Below are 25,411 nucleotides of genomic sequence, written 5' to 3'. Positions count from 1 at the left end.
GGTTAAAACTGCTTAAAATCAGCCAACTGAACACTTTCAAGCGTAAAAAGTGGCCACTTTGAAAAAAAACAGGTGGCCACTTTTAAGATATCCTCCACTTTTGGTCCAGATCGTTTAAATTTGCGGCAGGACGATACAGGAACTAGAAGAGTGGTATAGGAATGCGCCAGAGCCGGAGATGCCGGTGTATCTAAATGCGGCGACCAGGGTGAACGATTATGCAGCTTTTGTGAACTCGCACTTTGATGGACTAAAAAGGTGAAGGATCCCGATTCCTCAACGCTGATGTGGCGTTTATTGCAGATGAAACTTTTGATCGATTCGTGATAAAATTTTAAGGTGGTTCGATGTAAAATTGAAAAAATGTAGAATTTACTGATTCTTATAAAATTTTCTTTTTAGTTTAGCAAAATATTAATTGAATATAGGTCGAGATTCGAGATCCCGACCTAAGAGAATTTACTTTTTAGATTTGCATTTTTTGCCTCTTAAAGCTATTTTTTGCGGCTCTAATTGCCTGTGGAAGACAGGTTCATCAAGTTTTGAAATTTTGATAAGACTCTCCAATAAACGGTTCGGGTCAACTATAACAGAGGGTACAAAATAAGCCTCGATGGTTAATACCATTTGAGGCTTGTTCATTTAAAGAAAAACTCTAACTTCCAATCCCACTCATTCTCTTATTCAATTATTTATATCAACTAAAGTTTATTAGTTTTGTTATAAATGGAAAAGAAGAATTCAGGAGCAACAGGTGTTAAGGAAATTGCCCGTTTGGCAAATGTCTCTATTGGTACTGTAGATAGAGTGTTGAACAATAGGGTAGGTGTGTCTGAAAAAACCAAAGCAAAAATCCTGAAGATTATCGAAGAACTAAATTATCAACCAAATATCTTTGCAAGAAGATTAGCGTCTAAGAAGAAACTTCGTTTTGCTACTTTAATTCCACAAGTATCTGAAGAAACTAAATATTGGGAAGCACCTTTAAATGGTATTTTACAAGCGGCAGCAGAAATTAAAGATTTTGGTATTGAAGTAACTCCATTTTTTTTCGATCAAAATGATAAGGCAACCTTTAAAGAAGGAGCTGCAAAAATTAAAAAAGGAGAGTTTGACGGTGTGTTGATGGCGCCAATGTTTGAAGACGAAAGCATTGCATTTATAGAAAGCTGTAACGAACAGAAAATTCCGTTGGTGTTTATTAATTCTGATATCCCTGGGTACAATAACTTGTGCTACATTGGCCCTAATTTATACCAAAGCGGTTATTTATCAGCACACATTGTTAACTATCTTTCGCCAGCTAATAAGAAAACCCTAATCGTTAATATTTCAAAGGAAATTGATCTACACCATCACTTGTTACGTAAAGAGGAAGGTTTTAGAAACTATTTTGAGCAGAACGGTAATACCAACGAGCTCACTAAGATTGATATTCAGCAGACTGGGTATGCACACATCCAACAAAAATTGACCGAGCAGTTAGCAAAGGATAACTATGACGTAGTTTTTGTGACGAACTCTAGGGTTTCTACAGTTGCCAAATATTTCGAAGAGAATAATATTAAGGATATTAAATTAATTGGCTACGATTTTCTGGAAGACAACATCAACTATCTGAAAAATAAAACCATCGATTTTCTGGTTTGCCAAAAGCCGCAAGAGCAAGGCTACCGTGGATTAATGAGCCTGTATAATCATTTGGTACTGCATTCTGCAATAGAAAAGGAACAGTTTATGCCAATTGATATCATCACCAAAGAAAATTATCAGTATTACAGCAATTAGGCATGTTTTACCAAGTTAAAATGTTAAAATCAGAATTTTTTACTTTAAAAATTTGGAAGTAAAATAAATATTCCTAATTTCGTGTACGTTACCGTTAACCAAATATAACTGTACTCTATATTTTTGTATGCACAAAAGGCCAAGCCTTATTGTATAAGATATATAAATATTAACCACTGTATTATGCTAAAACATCATGGGTTTTTAATTACATCGTTAGTTTCATTGAGAGAAATGTTTTTGTCTTATTTAAAGACTGACCGCTTATCGTGTATATTGAAGCTAGTGAGCTTACACAATATCATACTTGAATTTTTAAAAAGTAAACTAATGCTGAATAAAGAGCAAGAGATTTATTATTTTGATCGGTTTACAGAGAGATTATCCATATTAAGAAACATTTCTCTCCAGAAAGAAAAGTTAGTTCATTTGAAAGTTTCGGCAATGATAACCAGATTTGATAAACACAACTAATCAAAACCTATTTTTTCAATTAATAACGTGTACGTACACGAAATAAATCAACAACCTAAACCAAGCAAAAAATGAAAGAAAACAAACTATTCAAAATGCTGCTGCTGGTCTTATTAACTACCTTGTTAAGTGCTTTCTCTATAGAGAAAGTAGCTGCAAATAAAACCGTAGTTAATCTCCAACAACAATTTTCGGTAGTAGGTACAGTAACTGATGAGAATAATTTCAAGTCTCCGGGTGTAACTGTATTTAACAAGAAAACCAAACAAGCCGTGGTAACCAATGTCGATGGTGGTTACAGCATTAGAGCTAATAACGGCGATACCATACAGGTGAGGATGACTGGTTACGCAACCCAAACGTTTGTAGCCAGAGATACAAGAAAAAGAGTTGATATTTCTCTGAAAGAAGATGTACAACTACTAAAAGCTGTACAAGTTACTACTGCACTTGGTATTAAGAGAAGTGAAAAAGAGCTCGGCTACGCCGTTACACAAGTTGATGGTGATGATATTAATAAAGCGAAGGAAACCAACATAATGAACTCGTTATCTGGTAAAGTAGCTGGTTTGGTAATTAATAGTGGTGCGGGCGGACCTGCAGGTTCGTCTAGAGTTGTAATTAGAGGTGCAACGAGTATTACCGGTAACAACCAACCCTTGTACGTAGTAGATGGTATTCCTATGGATAATTCTAACTATGGACAAGTAGGAACAGATCAGTATGGTGCTGGAGTAGATATGGGCGACGCTATTTCGGCTATTAATCCTGATGATATTGAAAGTATTTCTGTACTGAAAGGCCCAGCTGCTGCCGCACTGTACGGAAGTTTGGCTGGTAATGGTGTAATTTTAATCACTACTAAAAAGGGTACAAACAATAAAGAGTTGGGGATAGATTTTAATAGTACGAACACTATTGAAACACAATTAACTAAATATGATGACGTGCAATACCTATACGGACAAGGCCGAAATCAGTTAATACCAACCGACCAAGCTACCGCATTTAACTCATTGTTTGTCAATTTCGGTGCAAGATTAGATCCTAATATTAGTTATGTTGGGTTTGACGGTGTAACAAGACCTTATGCACTGGTTGAAAATAACATTCAGAATTTTTTCCGTACAGGATCATCTTTTAACAATACTATTGCTTTATCTAGTTCAACAGATAAATCAAGTTTCCGATTTTCTGCAGCAGATCTTAGGTATGATGATATTGTACCAACCAGTGATATCAGAAGAAATACTTACACTTTTTCTGGCCGTTCTAAATTTGGTAACAAGCTAACTCTTGATGTAAGAGCGTCTTACATGGACGAACGTGTAAACAATAGGGCAGGCTTAGGAGACTCTCCATCTAATATTGGATGGGCATTTAATGGTTTAGCCAATAATATCGATCAACAATTATTTGCAACTAATTATACAAATCCGCAAGGCGATTATTTGGATTGGGGTGGAGGTCAATTTCGCTTAAATCCGTACTGGGTAATTAACGAGATGTATAATAAAACGGATAAAGATAGACTTACCGGAGCTCTTAATGCCACATATCAATTTACAAAAGCATTTAGCATCAATGCAAAGGCAGCTACAGATATCACATTTTTAGATTATGAAAGCTACCGACCAATGACAACTCCTGGTGCGCTTGGTGGTCAGCTAGATCAAACAAAACGAACTTTTACAACTAATCAAGTAGAGGTATTAGCAAGCTACACTAAGCAGGTCAACAAAGACTTTAATTTATCTGCAAGAATGGGCGGAAGTATCAATAAACGTATCCAAAAAGGAACAGTTTCTGCATTTTCAAATATGGTAGTTAAGGATGCAATTAGCCCAGGTAGTTATTTAGATAAATCTGTATTAGATAGTTATATTCCACGTGAGATTAGATCTGTGTATGGTTTGGTAACTGTTGGCTTCAAAAACTATTTGTTTTTAGATGCTACCATTAGAAATGATGTTTCTTCTACTTTGCCAGATGGCAATAACAGTTATACTTACCCTTCTTTATCTGCCAGTTTTGCTTTTACAGATGCGTTCAACATAAAGAGCGACATTTTATCTTTTGGTAAGTTAAGAGCTTCGATAGCTGAAGTGGGAAGTGATACAGATCCATTTATGTTAGATATGTATTACATGTTGAACCAACTTCCTTTCAATGGACAATTGAATGGTAAAATATCATCTAATGTTATACCACCAAGTGATTTAAGACCAACAAGAACTAGATCTATTGAGTTTGGTACAAACCTGAAGTTCTTTAATAATAAGATCAATTTTGATGCGACTTATTATAAATCAGATTCTAGAGATCAGATTAACAGAGTACCAGCGCCAGAATCTTCGGGGTTTACCAACCAACTGATCAACGCAGGGGTAATTACTAACCATGGAATTGAGTTATTAATTTCAGGTAGTCCATTATCAAATAAAAGCAAAGTTAAATGGAATGTGAGTGTAAATTTTGCTAGAAATAGAAGTGAAATAAAGTCATTATCTGATCGTGTGGGAGATTTCTTAACGTTGTCGCAGGCTCGTTGGGCTGGTTTGCAAGTTGTTGCTAAGCCAGGTGAGCAATATGCAACCTTAATGGGAACTGATTTTAAGAGAGACCCAGACGGTAACGTTATCCTAAATTCTAGCAGTTTATTGCCAGTTATAGATCCAACATTGAGAGTGCTAGGTAAAGGTATTTTTGATTGGACTGGAGGTATCACCAATCGCGTTTCTTACGGTAATTTTACCTTAGGTGCAGCACTAGATGTAAAATTCGGTGCAGATATGTTTTCGATGACAAATTTATTCCTACATGCTCGAGGATCAGCTAACGCCACCTTAGAAGGTAGGGAAGAATGGATACTTTCAGAAGAAAGACGTTTGGCAGAGAAGAAAACATTTGCACAATGGCAGGCAGAAGGTAAAGTTGGTGGTTTTGTGCCAAAAGGTGTAATTAATACTGGTACAGAAGCTAATCCTGTTTATGTGACCAACACAAGAGCTATGGATCCGTCATTATACTGGTCTACGTTCGTAACAGACGGCTCAATGGTGGCTCCGCCATTTGTTTATAAAGCTAGTTATGTAAAAGTAAGAGAGTTAACATTTATCTATACTTTACCTCAAACGCTAAACAAGAAGTTAGGTGTTAAAGGAGCTTCTTTAGGATTGGTAGCTAGAAATCCATTTATTCTTTATAAGGATGTACCAAACGTAGATCCAGATTCGAACTATAACAATAGCAATGGTCAAGGTTTAGAATATGGCTCATTACCAACTCGTAGAGGTTGGGGCTTTAACCTTAATGTGAAATTCTAAATAGACTTATTAGGTAGTAGAGATAAACTTAAAAAGATGAAAAAAATTAAATATATAGTATTACTAACGGTTGGTTTAAGTGTATTATCATGCAAAAAAATTACCGATCAGAATACCGACCTTACCAGATCAACTAATCTAGATCCGGCAAGTCAGCTGATGTTTACACAAGCTTATTTTTCTGGAGACTTAGGTATACAAGAGCGAACAAATTATTTTTTGCTTATACCAATGATGCAACAATTTGCAGGTGCTTTTAATATGAGCTTTGGGGCTGTGTATAATAAAACACCTAGTCAATTATGGAGAGCGTTTGAGAATAGCTATCAAAATGATGTAGTTAATATTGTAGATGCAGTAGAGCGTACCAATGGCGTTGCCAATAAAACCAACTTAAATGCGATGTGTCGTATTATGAAGGTGTACACTTTTGCTCGATTAACAGATTTATATGGAGATATTCCATATTCTGAAGCTGGAAAAGGAAATTCGGCAGGTATTATAAGACCAAAATATGATACGCAAAAAGAGATTTATGATGATTTCTTTAAAGAATTAGCCGCAGCTTCTGCACAATTAGATGCATCTAAAGATCCTGTGCCAAATGAATACTTTTACAAAGGCAATATATTAGCTTGGAAAAAATTTGCTAATTCTCTTCGTTTACGTCTAGCAATGCGTTTGGGGAAAAGAGATCCTGAAAAGGCAAAAGCAGAAATACAAGCCGCATATAACGCAGGTTTATTTACTAGCAATGCTGATATCTGTATGGTTAGACATGAAAATGTTCCTAATGCTTATCCAGATATAAGACCTAATGGAATTTCTGGTGCATGGAATAGCAAAAATGAAATGGGTCGTGTGGTAAACACGTTTTTAGACGCACTTAGACTTACAAGCGATCCACGTTTTAATCATATCATTAAATGTTATAGAGAATTTGTTCCGGTAGCACCTACCAGATTTTTAGAGAGAGAAGACATTACAGCACAAGTTAAAGCTAAAATGAACTTGGTTGGCGGCGTACCTGGAGCTACAAATTCCGAAAATCCACTAACTGTATCGGGAACAATTACATTAGCTAACGGAACTGCTTATACACCAACTAGTTTAGATTTAAAACCACAACTTAATCATAACCTGTTAAGAAATGATGCGCCATTTTTCCACATTACCTATGCAGAGGTTGAATTATTATTGGCTGATGCTACGGTACGTTTTGGGCTGAACTTAGGAGGAACTGCTGAAGAACATTTCCATAGAGGAGTAGAAGCAGCTATGAGACAGTTGAGTTTATATCCAAACGGTCCGGTAGTAACGGCTACAGAGATTAGCAATTTTAAAGCTGTAAATCCTTTGGCTGTAGGTACAGAATTACAACAAATTAACACGCAGTTATGGATTGCTTTATTATTAAACGGAAATGAAACTTATGCTAACTGGAGAAGAAGTGGCTATCCAATACTAATTCCATCACCAACTAACAATTCGGCTTCTCAAACTATTCCAAGAAGGTTTGAATATCCAAACAACGAGAAACTACAAAATACAGCGAACGTTAATGCGGCAATTCAACGCTTAGGTACCGATGATTGGACAAGACGTGTTTGGTGGGATCAAGAATAATATATTGAGATAATTAATGTAGAACAACAGTAATAAAAAACTCAAGAGAGATGAAAAAAATTAAATTACTAGCATACATATTGTTTTCGTTTGCACTTTTTGTAGGCTGCGAAAAAGACGAAGTTAAGGAGCAGGAAGAAAACAGCACGTTTATTCCTCGAATTTTGGTAGGAAGTTCAGCAACTATATTTCCAGTACCAGGTACCACCCAATTATTAGATATTGGAGATGAGATTGATTTTTCTTCTGTGCAGTTCACGCCCGCTGGTAAAGTGAGTGTGATTTGGAAAGTAGACGATGTGCAGGTGGCAACTGGCGAAGATTACGTTTTCAAAGCAACTACGGCTGGAGAACACAGGATAAAGGTAGAAGCTACTTACGAGGGAATAACAGTAAATCGCTACAAAGACATATTTGTGTTTTCAGACGGACAAGTTTCCTTCACTCAAAAGCCGTACACGAAAGTTGTGATGTCTTATCTTTCTGCTAGCGCAACTTTTGTGCAAATGAACGAAAACATCAGATGGAAAGATGTAACTCATGCAGCATTTAAAGGTGCAGCAGTTACCCCTGGTGGAGACGTAAGTTTTCTAGAAGCAACAACCGACAGAAAGATAGAATTCTTTGTGCAAAAAGCACATTCAGAAGGTGTTTCTGCGCTGTTAGGAGTTAGTGGAACTTTATCTCTAGATGGTTGGAGTGTTTATAATAGTAGTGATTTTGGTGTAAGACTTAGAGATGCTACCAAGAGAGATGAAATAGCTCAAAAAGTAGTAGATTTTGTTAATCTACACCACATGGATGGGGTAGAAGTAAGGATGTCGGATGTTGGTAACGATGTTGAAGCAACTTTTAGGGACAACATACAAGCGATTGGTGCTTTCGTAAATAAATTACATACATTACTTGGGCCAAATAAAATTATTACCGTTTCTGTAGCTTCTCCTACGTTAACAAGAGCAACAGGTCTGTATTCTAACTGGGTGGTAGATAAATATCTACCGGCTAACTTTGCTAACGTAAATTGGGTAAATGTTAGAGCTTATCTACAATCTGCTTACTGGGGTGGCGTAAATGTACATGGTCAACCTTCAAATTACGAATTAATGGTGGCGGGAGTTAATTATTGGAAAGCTAAATTACCATTAAATAAAATTGTTGTTGGCATTCCTGCAATTGGAATTAGACACCTACAGACAACAACTCAAACCAACGGAAATGTAATTAATAACGGCTGGGGAAATACCTTCTTCAATTTTATACCATACAGAGAAATTATAGCACAAAACTCAGCTAACGTAAACGAAGATTATACTGCCGCTATTTCGAGAGGTGTGTATTATAATGGTATCCCAACAATTACACGTAAGGTACAATTGTTAAAAACAGAAAATGTTTTAGGTGCTTACGTATGGGCTGGCGAAAATGATACCGTTGATGATGCCACTTCTATTATAGGAACAATTTCAAAAACCATAAAATAATGAAGGTATCTAAGATTTTAATGACCCTATGTTTACTCCTTGTTGCTGAATTGTCTCATGCTCAATTTAAGGTAGTGGGCTACATTTGGTCTAGAAAAAACATGGTTCAAGATTTGAAAAAGATTGACCTTGATAAAATCACACACCTTAACATTGCATTTATCAATCCAACTCCAGAAGGAGATTTTAAAGATGTACCAGGTTTAGATACGGTTGTTCAAATTGCACATCAGAAAAACATCAAGGTTTTAATGTCTTGTGGCGGTGGTAGTAGCCATGCTTACTATGCTAAATTGTTGACAGAAAAATACAGGAAAGATTTAGTTAAAAACTTTATCAAAGTATTAGATAAATATAATTTAGATGGTATAGACGTAGATTTAGAAGGCGATGACATTGATGCAAACTACGAGCCTTTTGTAGTTGGTTTACGCAAGCCGTTAACCAAAAGAAAGAAACTTTTAACGTCGGCAGTTGCTTGGTGGACTAGAGCTCGTATTACTGATGTAGCTTTAGCACAATTCGATTTCATCAACATTATGGCTTATGATAAAACTGGCCCTTGGAAACCTGAAGTGCCGGGACAGCATTCGCCAACTTCTTACGCAGAAGAGCATTTGGCTTACTGGCATAATGAGAGAGGTTTGAAGAAAGAAAACCTTAACGTTGGTGTTCCATTTTATGGCTACGGCTTTGGTGAATTGCCGAGTAAAGACAGAGCTTTTAGACAGATTTCTTGGAACGATGTGGTAACTAAATACGCAGATAGGATGGACCACGATGAAATTATGTTGCCAAACAATGGAGGGACAATTTACTACAACGGTAAGAAAACCATTAAAGAGAAAACAGAATTAGCAGCTAAACAAGGCGGTGGAGTAATGATTTGGCAATTACTTTACGACAGTTTCAACGAGCATTCGCTATTAAATCTCATCAATAATACATACAAAAACACAGCTGTTTCGGGTAAATAAAATTGATATGAAATTTCCTCAATATTTATTGTTTATGCTATTGGTATGTCTTTTCGCTTGCAAAAAGCAAAAAGTAGAAGAGACATTACCACCAAAAAATGAAAACACTGAGGAAACTTTTGTACCCAAAAAACAGGATTTCAAAGTTGTAGGATACATTTGGTCTAGGGCAAGTATTTTAGACGATTTAGCGAAGGTAGACTTTGATAAAATTACCCATTTAAATATTGCTTTTATCAACCCAGATCCAACTGCTGCAACTTTCGCTGATATGCCTGCGCTAAACACCGTAGTTAAAACGGCACATCAAAAAGGGGTGTATGTAATGCTTTCTTGTGGTGGCGGCAGTCCGCAGAGATATTACACCGAGCTGTTAAGAACAAAACGTCCTGCTTTGGTCAAAAACTTCATCGACTTTGTTGATAAATACAAATTAGATGGCATTGATGTAGACTTAGAAGGTGATGATATTGATGCCAATTATGAAGCGTTCATCACCGAATTGCGTGCGCCATTAACCGAACGTAAAAAACTCTTGACATCTGCAGTAGCTTGGTGGACAAGAGCTAGAGTAACCGACAAAGCATTAAAAGCCTTCGATTTCATTAACATTATGGCTTATGATGCTACTGGTCGTTGGGATTTGAGCAATCCTGGGCAGCATTCTACCTACGCCTATGCTGTTCAGCATCTTAATTACTGGCATGGACAAAGAGGTTTAGATAAGAAGAAGTTGGTATTAGGTGTTCCATTTTATGGCTACGGCTTCGGAACCTTATTTAACACCAATACTTCGCTAGCGCAAATGTCTTGGCAAACGGTGCAGCAAAACTATTCAGATTGGATGAACGCAGATGAAATTCCTTTTCCAAATAACGGTGGAACTTTCTACTACAATGGGAAAACCACCATTAAAGCAAAAACAGAGCTGGCAGTTAAAGATGGAGGAGGGATTATGATTTGGCAACTGCTTTATGATAGTTCGAATGATCACTCACTTTTAAAACTAATTGATAAAACCCACAAAGAAGCTACGAAATAGTAATTCGTATTGAACTGTGCTTAAACCGATAATTATGAAGACACTCAATTTATTAAGCTTACTACTTATTGTATTTATGTCCTGCAAAGGAGATAAAACTGTTAAACCAGAGGGAGAAGAACAGAAGAAGGAAGAAGGAATAACAATTAGAAAAAACAGTCCTTTTGATATCAATGGGCGATTAAAATTATCGGGTACGAATATCGTAAACCAAAAAGGTGCAGCTATACAATTGCGTGGCATGAGTACTCACGGTTTACAGTACAGAGGTAACTGCTACAACGAAACGTCATTAAATCTTTTGATGCATGGTTGGGGTATCGATATTCTTCGTATTTCGATGTATATACAAGAAGGAGGTTACGAAAAAGACCCGGTTTACTTCACAAAATTTGTAGATGATTTAGTGGAGAAATGCTATAAAGAAGGCGTTTATGCTTTGGTAGATTTCCACATGTTAGACCCTGGAGATCCTAATTATAATACCGAACGAGCAAAAGTGTTTTTCGAGCACATGTCTAAAAAACATGCTAGTAAAGGAAATGTAATTTACGAAATCTGTAACGAGCCCAATAATAAACAATACGAAGTTACTTGGCCAATTATTAAAAATTATGCGGATCAAATTGTTCCAATTATCAGAAATAATGATCCTCAATCTATCATTATTGTAGGTACGCCAGAGCATGCTTCTAGACCAGATTTGGTAATTGGAAACAAGCTAGCGTTTGAGAACATCATGTATACCATGCACTATTATGCTGCTGATAAATGGAGTGCCAACCATCAAGGTAGAAGAATGGGCTACGTATCTAAAGCTATTGCTAATGGCGTTCCAGTATTTGTAACTGAATTTGGTACGCAAGATGGCTGGGGAGATGGTGCTAACGATTTCGTAATGTCTGGCAAATGGATGAAATTTATGGAAGAGCGAAAAATCTCTTGGTGTAATTGGAATTATTCTGATAGTCCGTTAACAGGTGCAGCGTGGAAAACAGGAACTTGCCCTAATGGTCCTTGGAGCGACGATAATCTTAAGGAAGCAGGAAAATGGATTAGAACACAATTAAGTACACCAGCAGATAATTGGACTGGAAACTACTTGCCTTGGAATTGGGAATACAATTTAGCGTCTGGTACAGGAACTGGAACAAGTTTAACTGCTTCTTCAAATGTTCAAGTTTCAGAATCTAAAAAAGATGCGCCAGGATTTTTACCATATCCTAATATTGGCACGGCTAGAGTTTCTGTTGCCGCTAATGCAGGCGCAGGTTTTAATTTAGCTAATTCAGTATTAACACTTGGCGCAAGTAATGGCACTGCACCTAACAAATTTTCTATTTATGATATTGCAGGTTCATCAACCTTAGTTAACCTATCTTTTAAACTTTCGTTTAATAATAGTGTTAGCGGTACGGCAATTTTAGCTATAGGTGGTGGAGATGGAAATCTTTTCAAAGCTAACGATGCTTATTCCAACAGTAAACAAGATGGTGTTTTCACTGCAATTAGGTTCTTGGTAGGTACTAATTCATCAAATGCGCAGTATAGGACTTTAGAAGGCAATTCTTACATTCATAAATCACATGATGTGGATGTTTTCCCTAGAACAAGCGATTTAAACTTCGAAGTTTATTGCAACAACACTGGCAATCCACGAGTGTATAAAAAAGACGGTGTAGATTACACGTTACCAGCAACCTCGCTACACATGTACGTAAACGGAACGCAGGTTAAGGTTGGAGGTTCTGCCAATATTGCCTCAACGGGCGAACTATTACACTACATGCCAATTGATGCTTTCATGGTTTCGGGAGCTAGCAGTACTGGAAACACTTTGAACTTTTCGGTAAGCAATATCAAAATCAAATCATTAATAGGAAACTAAACTAAACAACAATATGAAAACTAGATTTTTAACATTAGCCATTTTGGGCCTAGCTGTAACCGCAGTTAAAGCGCAAACTTATGGCACTTGGAAAGGCTCAAAGGAAGCTACTTCTTGGAACTACGATTTAGGAACTGGAACAGGTTCTGGCAAGAAATTTAATGCAGGTTCGGAAGCAAAGACATCGGAAGCTAGCAAAGACAAACCTGGATTTTTGCCATTTCCTGCAGTTGGTACAGCAAGGGTAGTGGTTGCTCCATCTGCTGGCGCTGGTTTTTCGGTGAACAAATCGGTAATTAACTTTGGAGCAAGTAATGTAGAAGCACCAAATAAATTCTCGGTAACTGATATTCCTCAATCATCGCCAGTTGGTAGTTTATTTTTCACTTTATCATTTAATGATGGAACAAAAGGCACTGCAGTTTTAGCTTTCGGTAACTCGCAAACAAGCTTGTTCAAAAATGCGACAGCTTACAGCAACAGAAAACAAGAAGGAATTTTCGGTGCCATTAGGTTCATGGTGGGAGGTACTTACACCAATCCTGAACACAGAGCAGTAAGTGGATCTTCGTATATGCACAAACCTTATGATGCAGATATTTTCGATAAAAGCGGAGACTTGAAAGTTGAGATTTACAGCAACAACTCGAAAGAAGAGCAGTCATTCACTCGCAAAGGAAACGTTTATACTATCCCTGCTCAAACGTTCAAAATCTTCGTAAACGATAAAGCTTTGAAATTAAACGGTTCAGAAAACTTACCTGCAACCGGCGAATTAGATGCAAATATGGCTATTGATGCTTTTATGTTAAGCGGTTCTAGCAGTGCAGAAAACACGTTGAATTTCTCGGTAAGTAACATCAAAGCTGGTACACTAACTCAAAATTAACCACATATCAACCTTAAACCAACCATTATGAAATTAAAACTTCTACTATCTACAGGTCTGCTTTTTGCAGGAACATACTTTGCCAAGGCGCAGGCTACTTTTGGTACATGGCAAGGGGCAACAGCAGCCACCTCATTTGAATATAATATTGCTGCAGGAACTCTGGGAGCTACCTATGCTTCTGAGGCTACTGCGAAGTCTTCCATTTCTACAGGTACAACTAATAATTTTCTAGCAGCACCAAGTAATGGCTCTGTTAAAGTATTTGCAGCTGCTAGTGCTGGTGCAGGATTTACAATAGACGTTTCTAAACTCACATTTGCGGCAAGTCAACTAGCTGGTGCTCCAAATAAATTCGCATTATATGGTGTAACAGGAACAACTGCTGTAACAAGTATTTTTTTTAAACTGAGTTTCAATAATACAACCACAAATAGCAATACAAATTTACGTACTGTTGTTAATATTGGTTTTGGTAAAACTGCAACGGGAAATGTATTTGAAAACGATGCTCAAATGTGGAACGATGCGCTGCCAGGTGTTTTTGGAGGTTTTAGATTTCAAATTGGCGGTGTTCCTAATGGTGGCGTAAGATTTGACAGGTCGGCAACTAATCCATCATCTCCTTATGGGTATACTTCTGCAGATGCGCCAGCTTCTCCTAGTACCAATAATAGCAATACTATATTCAGTAAAGTAGATGAAATGGATATAGAAATTTATTGTAACAATAGCAGTCTTCCTAGAAATTACAGTAGAGGCGCAACTAATTATACTTTACCAGCTAGAACGTATAATGTTTTTGTAAGGGGAGTTCTTTTAGAAACTCAAATTGTTACCGGAACTACTATTTCTAACCTGCCTGCCTCATCAGAAATTACTGCAAACGAAAAAATAGATGCAATTTTTATTGGAGGACATAATTTACAAGCTGGTAGCTCTGGAAATATTTCTATCAGCAATATCAAATTCGGTTGGATACCACAAAACGTTTTACCAGTAGAACTAAGTTCGTTCACAGGAAAGAAAACAAATAGTGGTGCAGAATTAAACTGGACAACAGCTTCAGAAAAAGATAACTCACATTTCGATATTTTAAGAGCATCGGAAGATGGTGTTTTCAAAGCAATTGATAAAATAGACGGAAAAGGAAACAGCAGTGTAAACAATAACTATCAGTTCGTAGACAGAAATCCATTAAGCGGAAAAAACTATTACAAATTGAAGCAAGTAGATGTAAATGGTAACAGCAAAGAATACGGACCTGTTGTAGTAACTTTTGATTTAGAAACCAATAAGTTAACTACTTATTTAAATGCCGACCAACAGTTGCTATTAACTTATAAATCTCCTGAAAATACACAAGCAGATTTAGTGATAGCAGATTTAAATGGTAAGAAATTAATTGTGCAAAAAGTAGCTTTAAACAAAGGTGTAAATCAGCCTAAAGTAGATGTAAGCGCTTTACCTAAAGGCTTGTATGTATTGAAAATTGGTGCAAAAGGAAATGTAGGTACTACAAAATTTGTAAAATAATAACGATAAAGATATCAGTGTAATGATGAAGGTCTTAGAAGCAATCGGGGGATGTAAATCTAAGACCACATTATGCTGTTTTTAATTAATAATTTTAATGTTTGATTGTCTTAAATCCATCATCTAATTAACAACTCAAATTATAAAGTAATGATAGGTTTAATTTTAAAATTACAAGCAGTGGCGAAAAAGATAAGCGTAAGTAAGTTAGCAGTGTTATTTGTGGTGTTTTGGTGTTCAATGCAGCGTGTGAATGCAAATGATATTCCAGCTACAAAAGAGTTCAAGGTAAAAGGTTTTCACCTCGATTTACGGATACAGGTAATGAAAATGCCTGCATTAAAAGCCTTCGCCAAAAAACTCAGCCAAAACGGTATCAATACTCTGGTGATGGAATGGGAGGCAACTTATCCGTACCAGAAACATGCGGTAATTTCTAATAAATACGCCTACAGCAGAGCTGAAGTTAAATCTTTCATCGCTTATTGCGATTCGCTAAAGATCGATGTTATTCCCCTACAACAGAGCTTCGGTCACGTAGAGTATATTCTTAAACACTATCGCTACAAAGAGTTAAGAGAAGATCAGAAAGATTATTCTCAGGTAAATCCAATTAAAGAAGAACAATGTAAGGCGCTATTTGCAGACTTATTTGCAGATATGGTAAGTACACATAAATCTCCTTATTTCCACATTGGTGGAGATGAAACTTATTTGCTAGGTCGTGCACCAGAATCTAAACGCAAAGCGGATTCTTTGGGAATGGGTCGCTTGTATGGAGATTACATCAAAATGCTATGCGAATTAGTGGTAAGTCTGGGTAAAAAGCCAGTGGTTTGGGCAGATATCGCTTTAAAATATCCCGATGCTTTAAAGTCTCTACCTAAAGAAACTGTATTTATAGATTGGAATTACGGCTGGGAACTAGACCGTTTCGGCGATCATAAGAATTTAGTGCAAAGTGGATTTGAAATTTGGGGTTCGCCAGCCATTAGAAGCCACCCAGATAATTACTTCTTAACCGATTGGGCAAAGCACTTCAACAACATTAAAACTTTTATTCCGCAAGCTAGAGAGTTGGGTTATACAGGAATGGTGATGACTTCATGGTCTACCTCTGGGATCTATACACAAATTGCAGAATCACACAGTGATTTTATCGATATGCATGCCATCAGAAGAGTTTACCCAATTTCGGGATTTAACTTATTGATAGATGGATTTTTCAAAGCTTTAGCAACAGAAAAGCCACTAAATGCAGAAGCATTCGTTAGCCAATACGCGGTAGGGAAGTATGGTTTCAATGCTGCAGATGCCAAATTGTTTTGGAATGCATTAAAACTGGCGCAATACGAAGTGGCGCAAGGGAAAGTAAGCAAAGGCAATTTGACCATCAAACAACTGGTAGACAGCGCAGCTTATTCCTTAAATACTTTGAAAAAATTGAAGGTGACAAAATCATCGGCAGAGTTTGCGCATTATCCATTAATGGCAAATATCCGCTACAACTATTTGGTAACTATGGAAGCTGAAATAGCGCTTAACCAACCCGAATTTAAAACGGAACATGCACCTGCTTTGCTGAAGAAACTACAGGCTTTAAATGTCGCAGAGGTCGACAAAAACTTTAAGGAATTAAACACTTCGCTTTTATTTGATGAAGAGATCAAAGAAGAAACTAGACTACGAAATTTCAGATACTTAGACCTGGTAACTCGTTTAAGCAAATTAAAATAATAACGAATAATCTCCCGTAATATGCCGACACAAAATAATACAGTTCAGGTATCATCATTGAGCAAGAAAGACACTTTAATCTCTATTTCTTTAATAGGGTTGTTGTTCTTCATCTTCGGTTTTGTAACCTGGATTAATGCCATTCTTATCCCGTTTTTCAAAATTGCCTGCGAGCTTAACCATTTCGAGTCGTACTTGGTAGCCTTTGCGTTTTACATCGCTTATTTGGTCATGTCGTTGCCTGCAGGTTATCTCCTTAAAAAAGTAGGTTTTAAACGAGGAATGATGATTGGTTTTTGGGCAATGTGTATTGGTGCTTTACTTTTTGTACCTGCCGGATTAACCAGAACTTATGGCATTTTCTTAACCGGATTATTCACCTTAGGTATCGGTTTGGCAATTTTGCAGACTGCTGCAAATCCTTACATCACCATTTTAGGCCCAAAAGAAAGAGCTGCGCAACGCTTTAGCGTAATGGGTATTTGCAATAAAATGGCGGGTATTTTAGCGCCATTGCTTTTCTCTGCGGTGGTTTTAAAACCAACAGATAGCGCCTTGTTTAAGCAAATAGAATTGATGCAAGGCTTGGAGAAAGCTGCGGCATTAGATGAACTGATCCAACGTGTGGTAATGCCTTATGGAGTTGTTGCAGTTCTGCTTTTAATCCTTGGCTTTTTCGTAAGATATTCTCCGCTGCCAGAAATAGATACGGATACTGAGACGGAAGAAGTTTCTACAGCAAACGCTGGAAAGAATAGCATTTTAGATTTTCCGCACTTGGTTTTAGGAGCAATTGCTATTTTCTTCCACGTAGGTTCACAGGTAATTGCGGTAGATAGTATTGTAAACTATGCTACACATCATGGAATGGATTTTATGGAAGCTAAAACCTTTCCATCATATACCTTAACTGCAACGATTGTAGGTTATTTACTAGGGATAAGCTTTATTCCAAAACTGATTTCCCAAAAAACAGCGTTGAAAATTTGTACGCTGTTGGGCTTGATACTAAGTGGTTGCATTCTTCTTTTCTCTGGTCAAATCACACTTTTTGGTCACCAGACCGATATTTCTGTTTGGTTTATCGTGTTGCTTGGTTTTGCCAATTCTATGATTTGGGCTGGTGTTTGGCCTTTGGCTTTAGACAATCTTGGCAGGTTCATTAAAACTGGCGCATCGCTGTTAATTATGGGACTTTGTGGTAATGCGATTATGCCTTTGTTTTATGGTTATTGGGCAGATAACTACAGTTTACGTGAAGCTTACTGGGTGTTGTTGCCATGTTACGCCTACCTCATTTTTTATGCTTTCTATGGTCACACTTTAAAAAGTTGGACGTCCAAAAAATAATCCCCCATGAATAACTATACCAAAATATATAACGCAAATATCATTACCCCATCTGGTTTTTTGAAGGATGGCACCTTGATTATTGCCGATGGAAAAATAGCAGAAATCAGTGCTAAAAATATCACTATAGAAAATGCTGACAACGCTCTCGAAATAGATGCCAAAGGGAAATATGTTTCTCCAGGTTTTATCGATATGCATGTGCATGGTGGTGGCGGTCACGATTTTATGGACAATACCTTGGAAGCTTTCTTGACCATCGCTAAAACCCATGCACAATATGGTACCACTGCATTAATGCCAACTACTTTAAGCTGTGAGAAAGAAGATTTGTTAACGACGCTTGCCATTTATGAACAAGCTGATGCCGTTAATAAAGAAGGAGCAGACTTTGTAGGTATACATATTGAAGGACCTTACTTCGCTATGTCGCAGAAAGGTGCGCAAGATCCGAGGTATATTCGCAATCCAAATCCGGCAGAATACGAAGAGATATTAGCAGCCTCAAAGCATATTAAAAGATGGAGCGCTGCACCAGAATTGCCAGGTACCATTGAGTTTGGTCGTTTCTTGCAAAAGAATAATGTTTTAGCAGCCATTGCCCATACCGATGCCATTTACGAAGAAGTAGTGAAAGCTTTTGAAGTTGGCTTCACTCACGCTACTCACTTTTATTCATGTATGTCTGGCGTTTCTAGGCGCAATGCTTATCGCTATGCGGGAGTAATAGAAAGTGCTTATTTGTTGGACGATATGACGGTAGAAATTATTGTTGATGGAATTCACTTGCCAGCACCATTATTGAAACTGATTTACAAAGTTAAAGGAGCTGAAAACACCGCTTTAATCACCGATGCCATGAGAGGTGCGGGAATGCCAGAAGGGAAAAGCATGTTGGGTAGCTTAAAAGATGGTTTGGAAGTAATTATTGAAGACGGTGTAGCCAAACTACCAGACCGTACGGCATTTGCCGGCAGTGTTGCCACAACAGATAGATTGGTTAGAAACATGATTAAACTGGCGGATGTTCCTTTACTCGAAGCCGTTAAAATGGCAAGTGCTACGCCTGCTAAAATTCTAAACATTCAGGATAGGAAAGGGGAGCTGGTGAAAGGTAAAGATGCCGATATCGTGATTTTTGATGAGGAGATTAACATAGAAACTACAATTGTTAAAGGCAATGTGGTTTATAGCAAATAGAAATTAAAAGAGAACCACTAAGACACGAAGAACACTAAGAAAAAGCTAATTTTTCTATAGCTGTAAAAATAAATCTTTGTGCCCTTGGCGTCTTGGTGGTTAATTATAACGAGCGTGAGAAGATTAGAGATACCTTTTTTAGATACAGACGGATTGCAGGAAGTTGAACAAATTAGCCAGCTAATGGGTGCTTTGAAAACAACGCCTATTGATTGTAATCCGTGGCCTGCTTATCAGGCTAATGCCGATGCGAAGTTTTCGATGGCGCACAACGGCCAATCGATTTTATTGAAATATATCATTGCAGAAAAATACCTTTTAGCTAATGAAGTAACCAACGGAAATATTCATAATGATAGTTGTGTAGAGCTTTTTATAGCATTTGATAATAATGGATATTATAACTTAGAATTCAATTGCTTAGGTTTTACTAAGATAGGTTATGGAACAGGCAGACACGGACGCAGATTACTGCCCGTTGATGTAATTAAACAACTAAGTTTCTCCTCTAAAATTAATTCGAACAGTACCATTAATACCAATACAGGTTTCGATTGGGAAATTATGTTGGTGATACCAAAAGAGATTTTTACTAAACATCAAATTGCTTCTTTCCATAATCTTAAAGCAAAAGGTAATTTCTACAAATGCGGAGATGGTTTACCGCAACCTCATTTCCTTACTTGGAATATGATAGAAGCCGAAAAGCCAGATTTTCACAGAAAAGAATTTTTTGGGGAATTGGAGTTTAGTTAGCGTTTTGCAGATGGCTTTAAACTAAGCTACTTTCTATTCTCCTCTGTCATGTCGAGGCTACGAGACATCTACTTTTAGTCTAATAGATTTACTTCGTAGCTGCTTGCGGTCTTCGCTACGCTCTGAATGACAAAGTTTCACAATCCATCAGTTTGTTTTAAGGATTACAAATCCTTTGATAGGGCTTCCAGATCGCAAATATGGAAGATCTGGTTATTCTATTCTTCGCTTATAGGAATACGTTTTTCTTTACAATATCTTTCGATTTCTGTGTCGTTTTCAAAATATTCGTCACAAAATTCGTCAAGCTCTTTTTCTGCTCCTGAAATATATTTTTCACTTGCTGTCATCAACTTTTCTGTCTGTTCAATGAATTTATTGAATTTGTCGTTCATTTTACACAATTTGTCAATTGTCTTAAAGTCTAAGTCTCTATAAGTAGCGGGAAATAGTACTTTGCTTTGGTAAGGGTTTGCATTTAGTTCGATAATGCCAATTCCAAAAGACTGGTTTAATCTTGCCATTTCTTCATTCAAACTATCACTATATTCAAAAGCGACTAAATAACCATAATTTGCCCAGCTTTAATTTGAAACTGCTTGAAAAAATGCTTTTTTCAATTCACTGTCGCTGTTAATCTCACGTTTAAGTTCATAAGAACTCATTTTGAAGGTATCTACCCGATTAATAGATTTTAAAAAATTCTGGCTTGCTTTTGTCTGTAAGTTTAGGAATTTAATACCAACCATATCTGGATGTGTCCAAATTTGATTATTGTCCTTACCATTTGATTGTTCATGAAAAATTGTTTTTGAGTAAGTGTCTGTATTTTTTAAATAACTGCTCAAAAGTCTGTGCAAGTCTCTTTCTTCGTAGGTCTTGCCTTTATTGATTTTTACTGGGATCGTTATATGAGTTTGTGTGTCACCACTCAATATGTCTACTCCAATATGTTGTTCGTTTTTTGTTAGGTAGTATGAGTATGTTCCGCCAGTTTGCTTAATACGTTTAACTCTTGTATCGCCGTTACGAATGAAATCACCTAACAGTGCAGAAATAGTAGAAGCTGGAGTTTTTGCTGTTCCAAAGTCGTAATAATTGTTTTCGATTATATGATTATGAATTTCCATATAGTTCGTTAAAACATTAATCTCATCTAAACTTCTTAAAATTGCTTCTTTTATTGTCATTATTCTTGTTGTTCTATTCGTTTAATGTTGTAGTTCTGGTGTTGTCGATAGCTAGTGTAAATGTGCTAATACGATATTTCAACCTCTTAAGTTCTTGCGAATTTGAGTAGCATATATTTATCATTCTAAACTATACAATTTATATAAATCATCAAAGTATATTAAAACAAAATACTCCTAATCAATCTGACTAGGAGTATTCTAAACTAATGATATTCGGGGCATCTCGCTAGCGATAGCCATTCAAATCTCCGTTCAGCTAATTTTCGGTCTCTTATTTTTCGGGATGCTCCAATAAGCCAAAGCACAAACTTTTAAAGAAAAATAAGCAACCGAGAGTTTTTGTTACTTTTTGCGGTCAAAAAGTAAGAGCCAATTATCTCTACTTCACCACCTTCACCGTTCTACCACCTCTGCCATCAGCATTAAACACCCTTAACTTCATATTATTTTGATACGGAATTGCAGATGAATATTTTAAGCTAGTAGCTTTTGGTGTAGAACCATCTACCGTATAACGAATGGTTAAGTTTGGATAAAGTGCATTTGCAGTTACTTTATTGTCTTCAACTACATAACCAGCTGTCGGAATTCTATATTCAAAACCACCAGCATAATGACTTAATTTAGTAAACTCTTGCTTGCCAATTCTGCTTACAAAGCTAGACCAATCTTTTTGATAAAGTTCTTTGCTTTTCGCAAGGTCATTCTCCGTTGCCCAAGCTGGATCTGCTGCCCAACCACGTTCTGCCAATCCCATAATTTTTGGTAAAAACAGATACTCAAAACGTTCTTTGCTATGCAAAACCTCGCTCCATAAAGGCGCCTGTACACCAATAATATTCGCTTTGGCATTATCGTTCAGTTTATCCATAGCATCATAATAACCTTTTGGCAACGGATTGCCATATTGGTCTTCCGTTTGGTTTTTATAATAGTTAAAAGGAATGAAATTGAAAGGTTTATCTACATCTACATAGCCACCCCAATACTGACCAATTTCGTTGTAATCTTTATTATACGCTAAATCAAGGTACATGTTCGTCACATTGGTAAGTACCACTTTATAACCAGCATTAGCCAGTTTATAAGCCAAATCTTCATTTCCTTTAAGGTTATTCCAAACATCGGTATGGAAATTTTCTCCAACAAAACGGGTATCTAAAACCATCTGTTTTTTACCATTTACCAATTGCTTTTTCAAACCAATTTCTTCCCATCCCGATAGGTAAAGATTTTTAGCCTTAAGCAAGGCATTTACCTTTTTGAAATAATAATGCCATAACTCATCTACATTTTCAATCGACTTATCCTTTTCCAATAAAGCCTTAACCGCGGGCGATTTCTCCCAAACACCAGCAGGAACTTCGTCGCCACCAAAATGGATGGTATGCAGAGGAGCATCGGCAGCTTTGTAGATGGCAACTGTTTCGTCGATAATTTTACCGATAAAAGTATAAACAGAAGGTAGTTCAGGGTTAATAATATTATCGTTGAAGCCTTGTACAGAGCGATACACAGACTGATCCGCTAAATCTCTCAATAAATATTGTTTCGCCTCTTCGGGTTTACCAGCAGCAGTTAACCGTTTATAACGGGCATCCATGGCTTTAATTGCAGCTCTGGCGTGGCCTGGCGTTTCATATTCTGGGATAACTTTGATATGTCTAGCGTTGGCGTATTTCAAAATTTCTATAAAATCAACTTTGCTTAAATGACCGCTGCCAAAAGCATTGTTTACCGTTGGCCCAGAACCATAAGATGGAAATAAATGTGCATCTTCAGTCAAAGTATGACCTCTTCTGCTGCCCACTTGGGTAAGTTCTGGCAAACCTTCAATTTCAATTCTCCAACCTTCATCATCATTAAAATGCAAGTGAAAAACATTGATTTTATACAGCGAAAGCACATCTAATACTTTCAAAATTTGAGCCTTGGGTTGGAAGTTTCTTGAAATATCCATCATAAAAGCACGATGCTGAAAACGAGGTTCATCCTTAATTTTCCAGTTGCTAACAGAAATGCTGTTTTGCTTAGCTTTCCAAGCGTTGGCAGGTAACAGGTTTTTTAAAGATTGGACGCCATAAAAAGCACCTGCTGGTTTTGATGCTAAAATGCTAATCCCTGCAGATGTAATTTCTAACTCGTATGCTTCTGCTGCTAATCCAGCTTTTTCTTTTAACGTAATGTTACTTTGCGTTGCAGAAGATACAATTTGCGGCGCTTGCGTTAACACTTTGCCTAATTCGACTTTTAACAATTCTGCTTCTTTACTAAATGCAGCATCGCTCACAATTTTAGTATTTCCATTAATAGAAAAACTGCCACTCGCTTTTTCAAAACTCACCGGACTAGGTATAAAAGGAGGGATGTCGTTTTCGCTCAATTTTGCTATCGCCTTGTTTTGTTCGTAAATATGGTTCGCGATAGCTTTTTCCTGTGCACTGTAATTTAAAGCCGATTTATTTTTTACAGCAAGAGAAATAGGGTTTGTAGGCTTGTTATCGTAAACAATGTAGAAACCTTCCGAATAATCGGTAATGTTTTTTAAGCTTCGAGATAGGATTTGTACCGAAGTAGATTTACCCGCTGCAATGCCTTTAAAATCTTTGCCAGGTGTTACGCTAAACAAATCGCCGTTAAGGTGAGTGATTTTTAAAAATGTAGTATCTGCGTTAGCGTTACGTGGGTTACCAGAATTAAAATAGATGGTCCAACCTTTTGCGGGAATAGCGACTTTAGAAGGATTGCTTAATGTGAGCTCAGATAATGTTTGTCCAGAGCCCTTGTGGTCCAAGTTTAAAATATTCCAAGTAAGGTCTATTTTTTGTGCGTAGCCTTGCATAACTAGTAATAGTAAGCAAATGGTGATGAATGATTTTTGTTTCATTTGAAGGAAATTAATTGATATCGCTTAAACTTTCACGTAGATTTTTTTCTTATCGAGGATTAATCCAATAACCCAAAGCAATAGCATATAGAGTATTGCAAATATTATGGAAGCATTTTTATCTGCCAACCAGCTTAGTAATCCGTTTTTGTAAAATAGGGAAGGTAAAGCCGAGCCATCTATTTTAACGAGGTATAAAAGTTTCATAATTACCCAAGCAAGAATGTAGATGAACAGCGCATTTTGACCGAAAACCTCAAAAAAGTAAGTCCATTTTTTCCAGTTCAGCACATCTATTATGGCAATGAGTAAACCTGTAATTACCAAGTCCCAACCTAGAGAGAACAGCACATAAGAGCTTGTCCAAATTGGTTTGTTGATAGGGAAACTGTAGTTCCACGCAAAGCCAATTGCTAAGAATGAAGCGCCAACACCAACTAAACGATAAACAGCAGTAGGACTATTGCCTTGTTTTTGGAGGTATTTACCAGTGAGATAACCAATTAATACGTTTACAATGGCTGGCCAAGTGCTTAATAAACCTTCAGGGTCGAAAGCAACGCCAAATCCTTGATACAGATTTTTACTATTAAATAAAGAAACATCTAAAGCTCTAGCGGCATTTCCTGCCAAACCATAAGGGTCGCCTTCTACACCTAAGTAATATAAAATACCCCAATAAGAGAGTAAAATAAATGCACTTATGGCGGCAATAGTGGTTGCTTTTTTAAAAAAATAGATGATTAAACTTCCGAAGAAATAACATAAAGCGATACGTTGTAAAACACCGAAAATTCTAACTTCTAGGAAGTTCTTGAGTGTTACACCATCTTCCCCAATATTTACAAATGGAAATAGATTTAGTAGTAAGCCTATGATAAATATAATGAGCGCTCGTTTTGCTACTTTTTTAAAGAAATCTCCAAAAGAAACATCTTCTAGTTTTTTTAAGCTAAAGCTCAAAGCATTTCCTACCACAAAAAGAAAGGTAGGGAATACCAAATCTGTGAGTGTAAAGCCATGCCAGTCGGCGTGTTTAAATGGCGCATAGATATTACCCCAATCGCCCGGAGTGTTTACTACAATCATTAATGCAACGGTTAATCCTCGTAAAACATCTAAGGACAAATACCTTTGCGAAATTGTCTTCTTCATAATTTTAATGGTTCAGGTTTGAAGCATGATATGATGCTTCTTAAATTTTATTTGGTTGTTGAAAAACGTGTGATAAACAAAAATATAAAATTTTCGTTAACGT

The 25,411-nt window shown here is 36.9% G+C and carries 18 protein-coding genes; 14 read left to right on the top strand and 4 right to left on the bottom strand.

Annotated features, from left to right (window positions below; all coding sequences use genetic code 11):
* Nucleotides 1–178: 178 nt before the first annotated feature.
* The 14 genes from AC23ME_RS12565 to AC23ME_RS12500 all read left to right on the top strand — a co-directional run bounded on the left by AC23ME_RS12565 (nt 179) and on the right by AC23ME_RS12500 (nt 20,073).
* Nucleotides 179–262, top strand: coding sequence for a hypothetical protein (locus AC23ME_RS12565; protein WP_487728315.1), 84 nt, complete (start codon nt 179–181; stop codon nt 260–262).
* 464 nt (nt 263–726) lie between these two features.
* A complete protein-coding gene (locus tag AC23ME_RS12560) occupies nt 727–1,788 on the top strand; it encodes a LacI family DNA-binding transcriptional regulator (RefSeq protein WP_487728114.1) in 1,062 nt (353 codons plus the stop codon).
* A gap of 545 nt (nt 1,789–2,333) precedes the next feature.
* Complete coding sequence (locus tag AC23ME_RS12555; protein ID WP_487728113.1) at nt 2,334–5,588, top strand: SusC/RagA family TonB-linked outer membrane protein; 3,255 nt, start codon at nt 2,334–2,336, stop codon at nt 5,586–5,588.
* 36 nt (nt 5,589–5,624) lie between these two features.
* Nucleotides 5,625–7,214: a SusD/RagB family nutrient-binding outer membrane lipoprotein gene (locus AC23ME_RS12550; protein WP_487728112.1), complete on the top strand. Its 1,590-nt coding sequence runs from the start codon at nt 5,625–5,627 to the stop codon at nt 7,212–7,214.
* 50 nt (nt 7,215–7,264) lie between these two features.
* Entirely contained in the window at nt 7,265–8,698 is a 1,434-nt protein-coding gene (locus AC23ME_RS12545) for a glycosyl hydrolase family 18 protein (RefSeq protein ID WP_487728111.1), read from the top strand.
* On the top strand, nt 8,698–9,675 hold the full coding sequence (locus tag AC23ME_RS12540) for a glycosyl hydrolase family 18 protein (RefSeq protein WP_487728110.1): 978 nt from the start codon (nt 8,698–8,700) through the stop codon (nt 9,673–9,675). Before AC23ME_RS12545 ends, AC23ME_RS12540 begins: the two co-directional genes overlap by 1 nt.
* A gap of 7 nt (nt 9,676–9,682) precedes the next feature.
* Nucleotides 9,683–10,717 (top strand): glycosyl hydrolase family 18 protein, encoded by a 1,035-nt coding sequence (locus AC23ME_RS12535; protein ID WP_487728109.1) that lies wholly within the window; start codon nt 9,683–9,685, stop codon nt 10,715–10,717.
* 34 nt (nt 10,718–10,751) lie between these two features.
* On the top strand, nt 10,752–12,605 hold the full coding sequence (locus AC23ME_RS12530) for a glycoside hydrolase family 5 protein (RefSeq protein ID WP_487728108.1): 1,854 nt from the start codon (nt 10,752–10,754) through the stop codon (nt 12,603–12,605).
* Between the two features lie 13 nt (nt 12,606–12,618).
* Entirely contained in the window at nt 12,619–13,494 is an 876-nt protein-coding gene (locus tag AC23ME_RS12525) for a hypothetical protein (protein ID WP_487728107.1), read from the top strand.
* Between the two features lie 27 nt (nt 13,495–13,521).
* Entirely contained in the window at nt 13,522–15,030 is a 1,509-nt protein-coding gene (locus AC23ME_RS12520; RefSeq protein WP_487728106.1) for a T9SS type A sorting domain-containing protein, read from the top strand.
* 150 nt (nt 15,031–15,180) lie between these two features.
* On the top strand, nt 15,181–16,767 hold the full coding sequence (locus AC23ME_RS12515; RefSeq protein ID WP_487728105.1) for a beta-N-acetylhexosaminidase: 1,587 nt from the start codon (nt 15,181–15,183) through the stop codon (nt 16,765–16,767).
* 21 nt (nt 16,768–16,788) lie between these two features.
* Nucleotides 16,789–18,117 carry a sugar MFS transporter gene (locus AC23ME_RS12510; RefSeq protein ID WP_487728104.1) on the top strand — a complete coding sequence of 443 codons (1,329 nt, stop codon included), beginning with the start codon at nt 16,789–16,791 and terminating at the stop codon, nt 18,115–18,117.
* A 6-nt stretch (nt 18,118–18,123) separates the two neighbouring features.
* On the top strand, nt 18,124–19,317 hold the full coding sequence (gene nagA / locus AC23ME_RS12505) for an N-acetylglucosamine-6-phosphate deacetylase (RefSeq protein WP_487728103.1): 1,194 nt from the start codon (nt 18,124–18,126) through the stop codon (nt 19,315–19,317).
* 114 nt (nt 19,318–19,431) lie between these two features.
* Complete coding sequence (locus AC23ME_RS12500; RefSeq protein ID WP_487728102.1) at nt 19,432–20,073, top strand: carbohydrate-binding family 9-like protein; 642 nt, start codon at nt 19,432–19,434, stop codon at nt 20,071–20,073.
* A 218-nt stretch (nt 20,074–20,291) separates the two neighbouring features.
* Here the strand turns inward: AC23ME_RS12500 and AC23ME_RS12495 are convergent, their stop codons facing one another.
* From AC23ME_RS12495 to AC23ME_RS12480, 4 genes are all read right to left on the bottom strand, one after another.
* Complete coding sequence (locus tag AC23ME_RS12495) at nt 20,292–20,597, bottom strand: hypothetical protein (RefSeq protein WP_487728101.1); 306 nt, start codon at nt 20,595–20,597, stop codon at nt 20,292–20,294.
* Between the two features lie 60 nt (nt 20,598–20,657).
* Entirely contained in the window at nt 20,658–21,263 is a 606-nt protein-coding gene (locus AC23ME_RS12490) for a hypothetical protein (RefSeq protein WP_487728100.1), read from the bottom strand.
* Between the two features lie 382 nt (nt 21,264–21,645).
* Nucleotides 21,646–24,153, bottom strand: coding sequence for a family 20 glycosylhydrolase (locus AC23ME_RS12485; protein ID WP_487728099.1), 2,508 nt, complete (start codon nt 24,151–24,153; stop codon nt 21,646–21,648).
* Nucleotides 24,154–24,177: 24 nt separating this feature from the next.
* Complete coding sequence (locus AC23ME_RS12480; protein WP_487728098.1) at nt 24,178–25,308, bottom strand: acyltransferase family protein; 1,131 nt, start codon at nt 25,306–25,308, stop codon at nt 24,178–24,180.
* Nucleotides 25,309–25,411: the final 103 nt, after the last annotated feature.

The organism is Pedobacter sp. T50_32 (assembly GCF_057652195.1).
This window is presented reverse-complemented; position numbering and strand designations above follow the sequence as displayed.

Coding starts and splice junctions, on each gene's coding strand:
- AC23ME_RS12545 (WP_487728111.1), top strand. CDS start 7,265: ATGAAAAAAATTAAATTACTAGCATACATATTGTTTTCGTTTGCACTT.
- AC23ME_RS12565 (WP_487728315.1), top strand. CDS start 179: ATGCCGGTGTATCTAAATGCGGCGACCAGGGTGAACGATTATGCAGCT.
- AC23ME_RS12490 (WP_487728100.1), bottom strand. CDS start 21,263: ATGACAATAAAAGAAGCAATTTTAAGAAGTTTAGATGAGATTAATGTT.
- AC23ME_RS12555 (WP_487728113.1), top strand. CDS start 2,334: ATGAAAGAAAACAAACTATTCAAAATGCTGCTGCTGGTCTTATTAACT.
- AC23ME_RS12550 (WP_487728112.1), top strand. CDS start 5,625: ATGAAAAAAATTAAATATATAGTATTACTAACGGTTGGTTTAAGTGTA.
- AC23ME_RS12510 (WP_487728104.1), top strand. CDS start 16,789: ATGCCGACACAAAATAATACAGTTCAGGTATCATCATTGAGCAAGAAA.
- AC23ME_RS12495 (WP_487728101.1), bottom strand. CDS start 20,597: ATGGCAAGATTAAACCAGTCTTTTGGAATTGGCATTATCGAACTAAAT.
- AC23ME_RS12480 (WP_487728098.1), bottom strand. CDS start 25,308: ATGAAGAAGACAATTTCGCAAAGGTATTTGTCCTTAGATGTTTTACGA.
- AC23ME_RS12540 (WP_487728110.1), top strand. CDS start 8,698: ATGAAGGTATCTAAGATTTTAATGACCCTATGTTTACTCCTTGTTGCT.
- AC23ME_RS12560 (WP_487728114.1), top strand. CDS start 727: ATGGAAAAGAAGAATTCAGGAGCAACAGGTGTTAAGGAAATTGCCCGT.
- AC23ME_RS12515 (WP_487728105.1), top strand. CDS start 15,181: ATGATAGGTTTAATTTTAAAATTACAAGCAGTGGCGAAAAAGATAAGC.
- AC23ME_RS12485 (WP_487728099.1), bottom strand. CDS start 24,153: ATGAAACAAAAATCATTCATCACCATTTGCTTACTATTACTAGTTATG.
- AC23ME_RS12520 (WP_487728106.1), top strand. CDS start 13,522: ATGAAATTAAAACTTCTACTATCTACAGGTCTGCTTTTTGCAGGAACA.
- AC23ME_RS12535 (WP_487728109.1), top strand. CDS start 9,683: ATGAAATTTCCTCAATATTTATTGTTTATGCTATTGGTATGTCTTTTC.
- AC23ME_RS12525 (WP_487728107.1), top strand. CDS start 12,619: ATGAAAACTAGATTTTTAACATTAGCCATTTTGGGCCTAGCTGTAACC.
- AC23ME_RS12530 (WP_487728108.1), top strand. CDS start 10,752: ATGAAGACACTCAATTTATTAAGCTTACTACTTATTGTATTTATGTCC.
- nagA (WP_487728103.1), top strand. CDS start 18,124: ATGAATAACTATACCAAAATATATAACGCAAATATCATTACCCCATCT.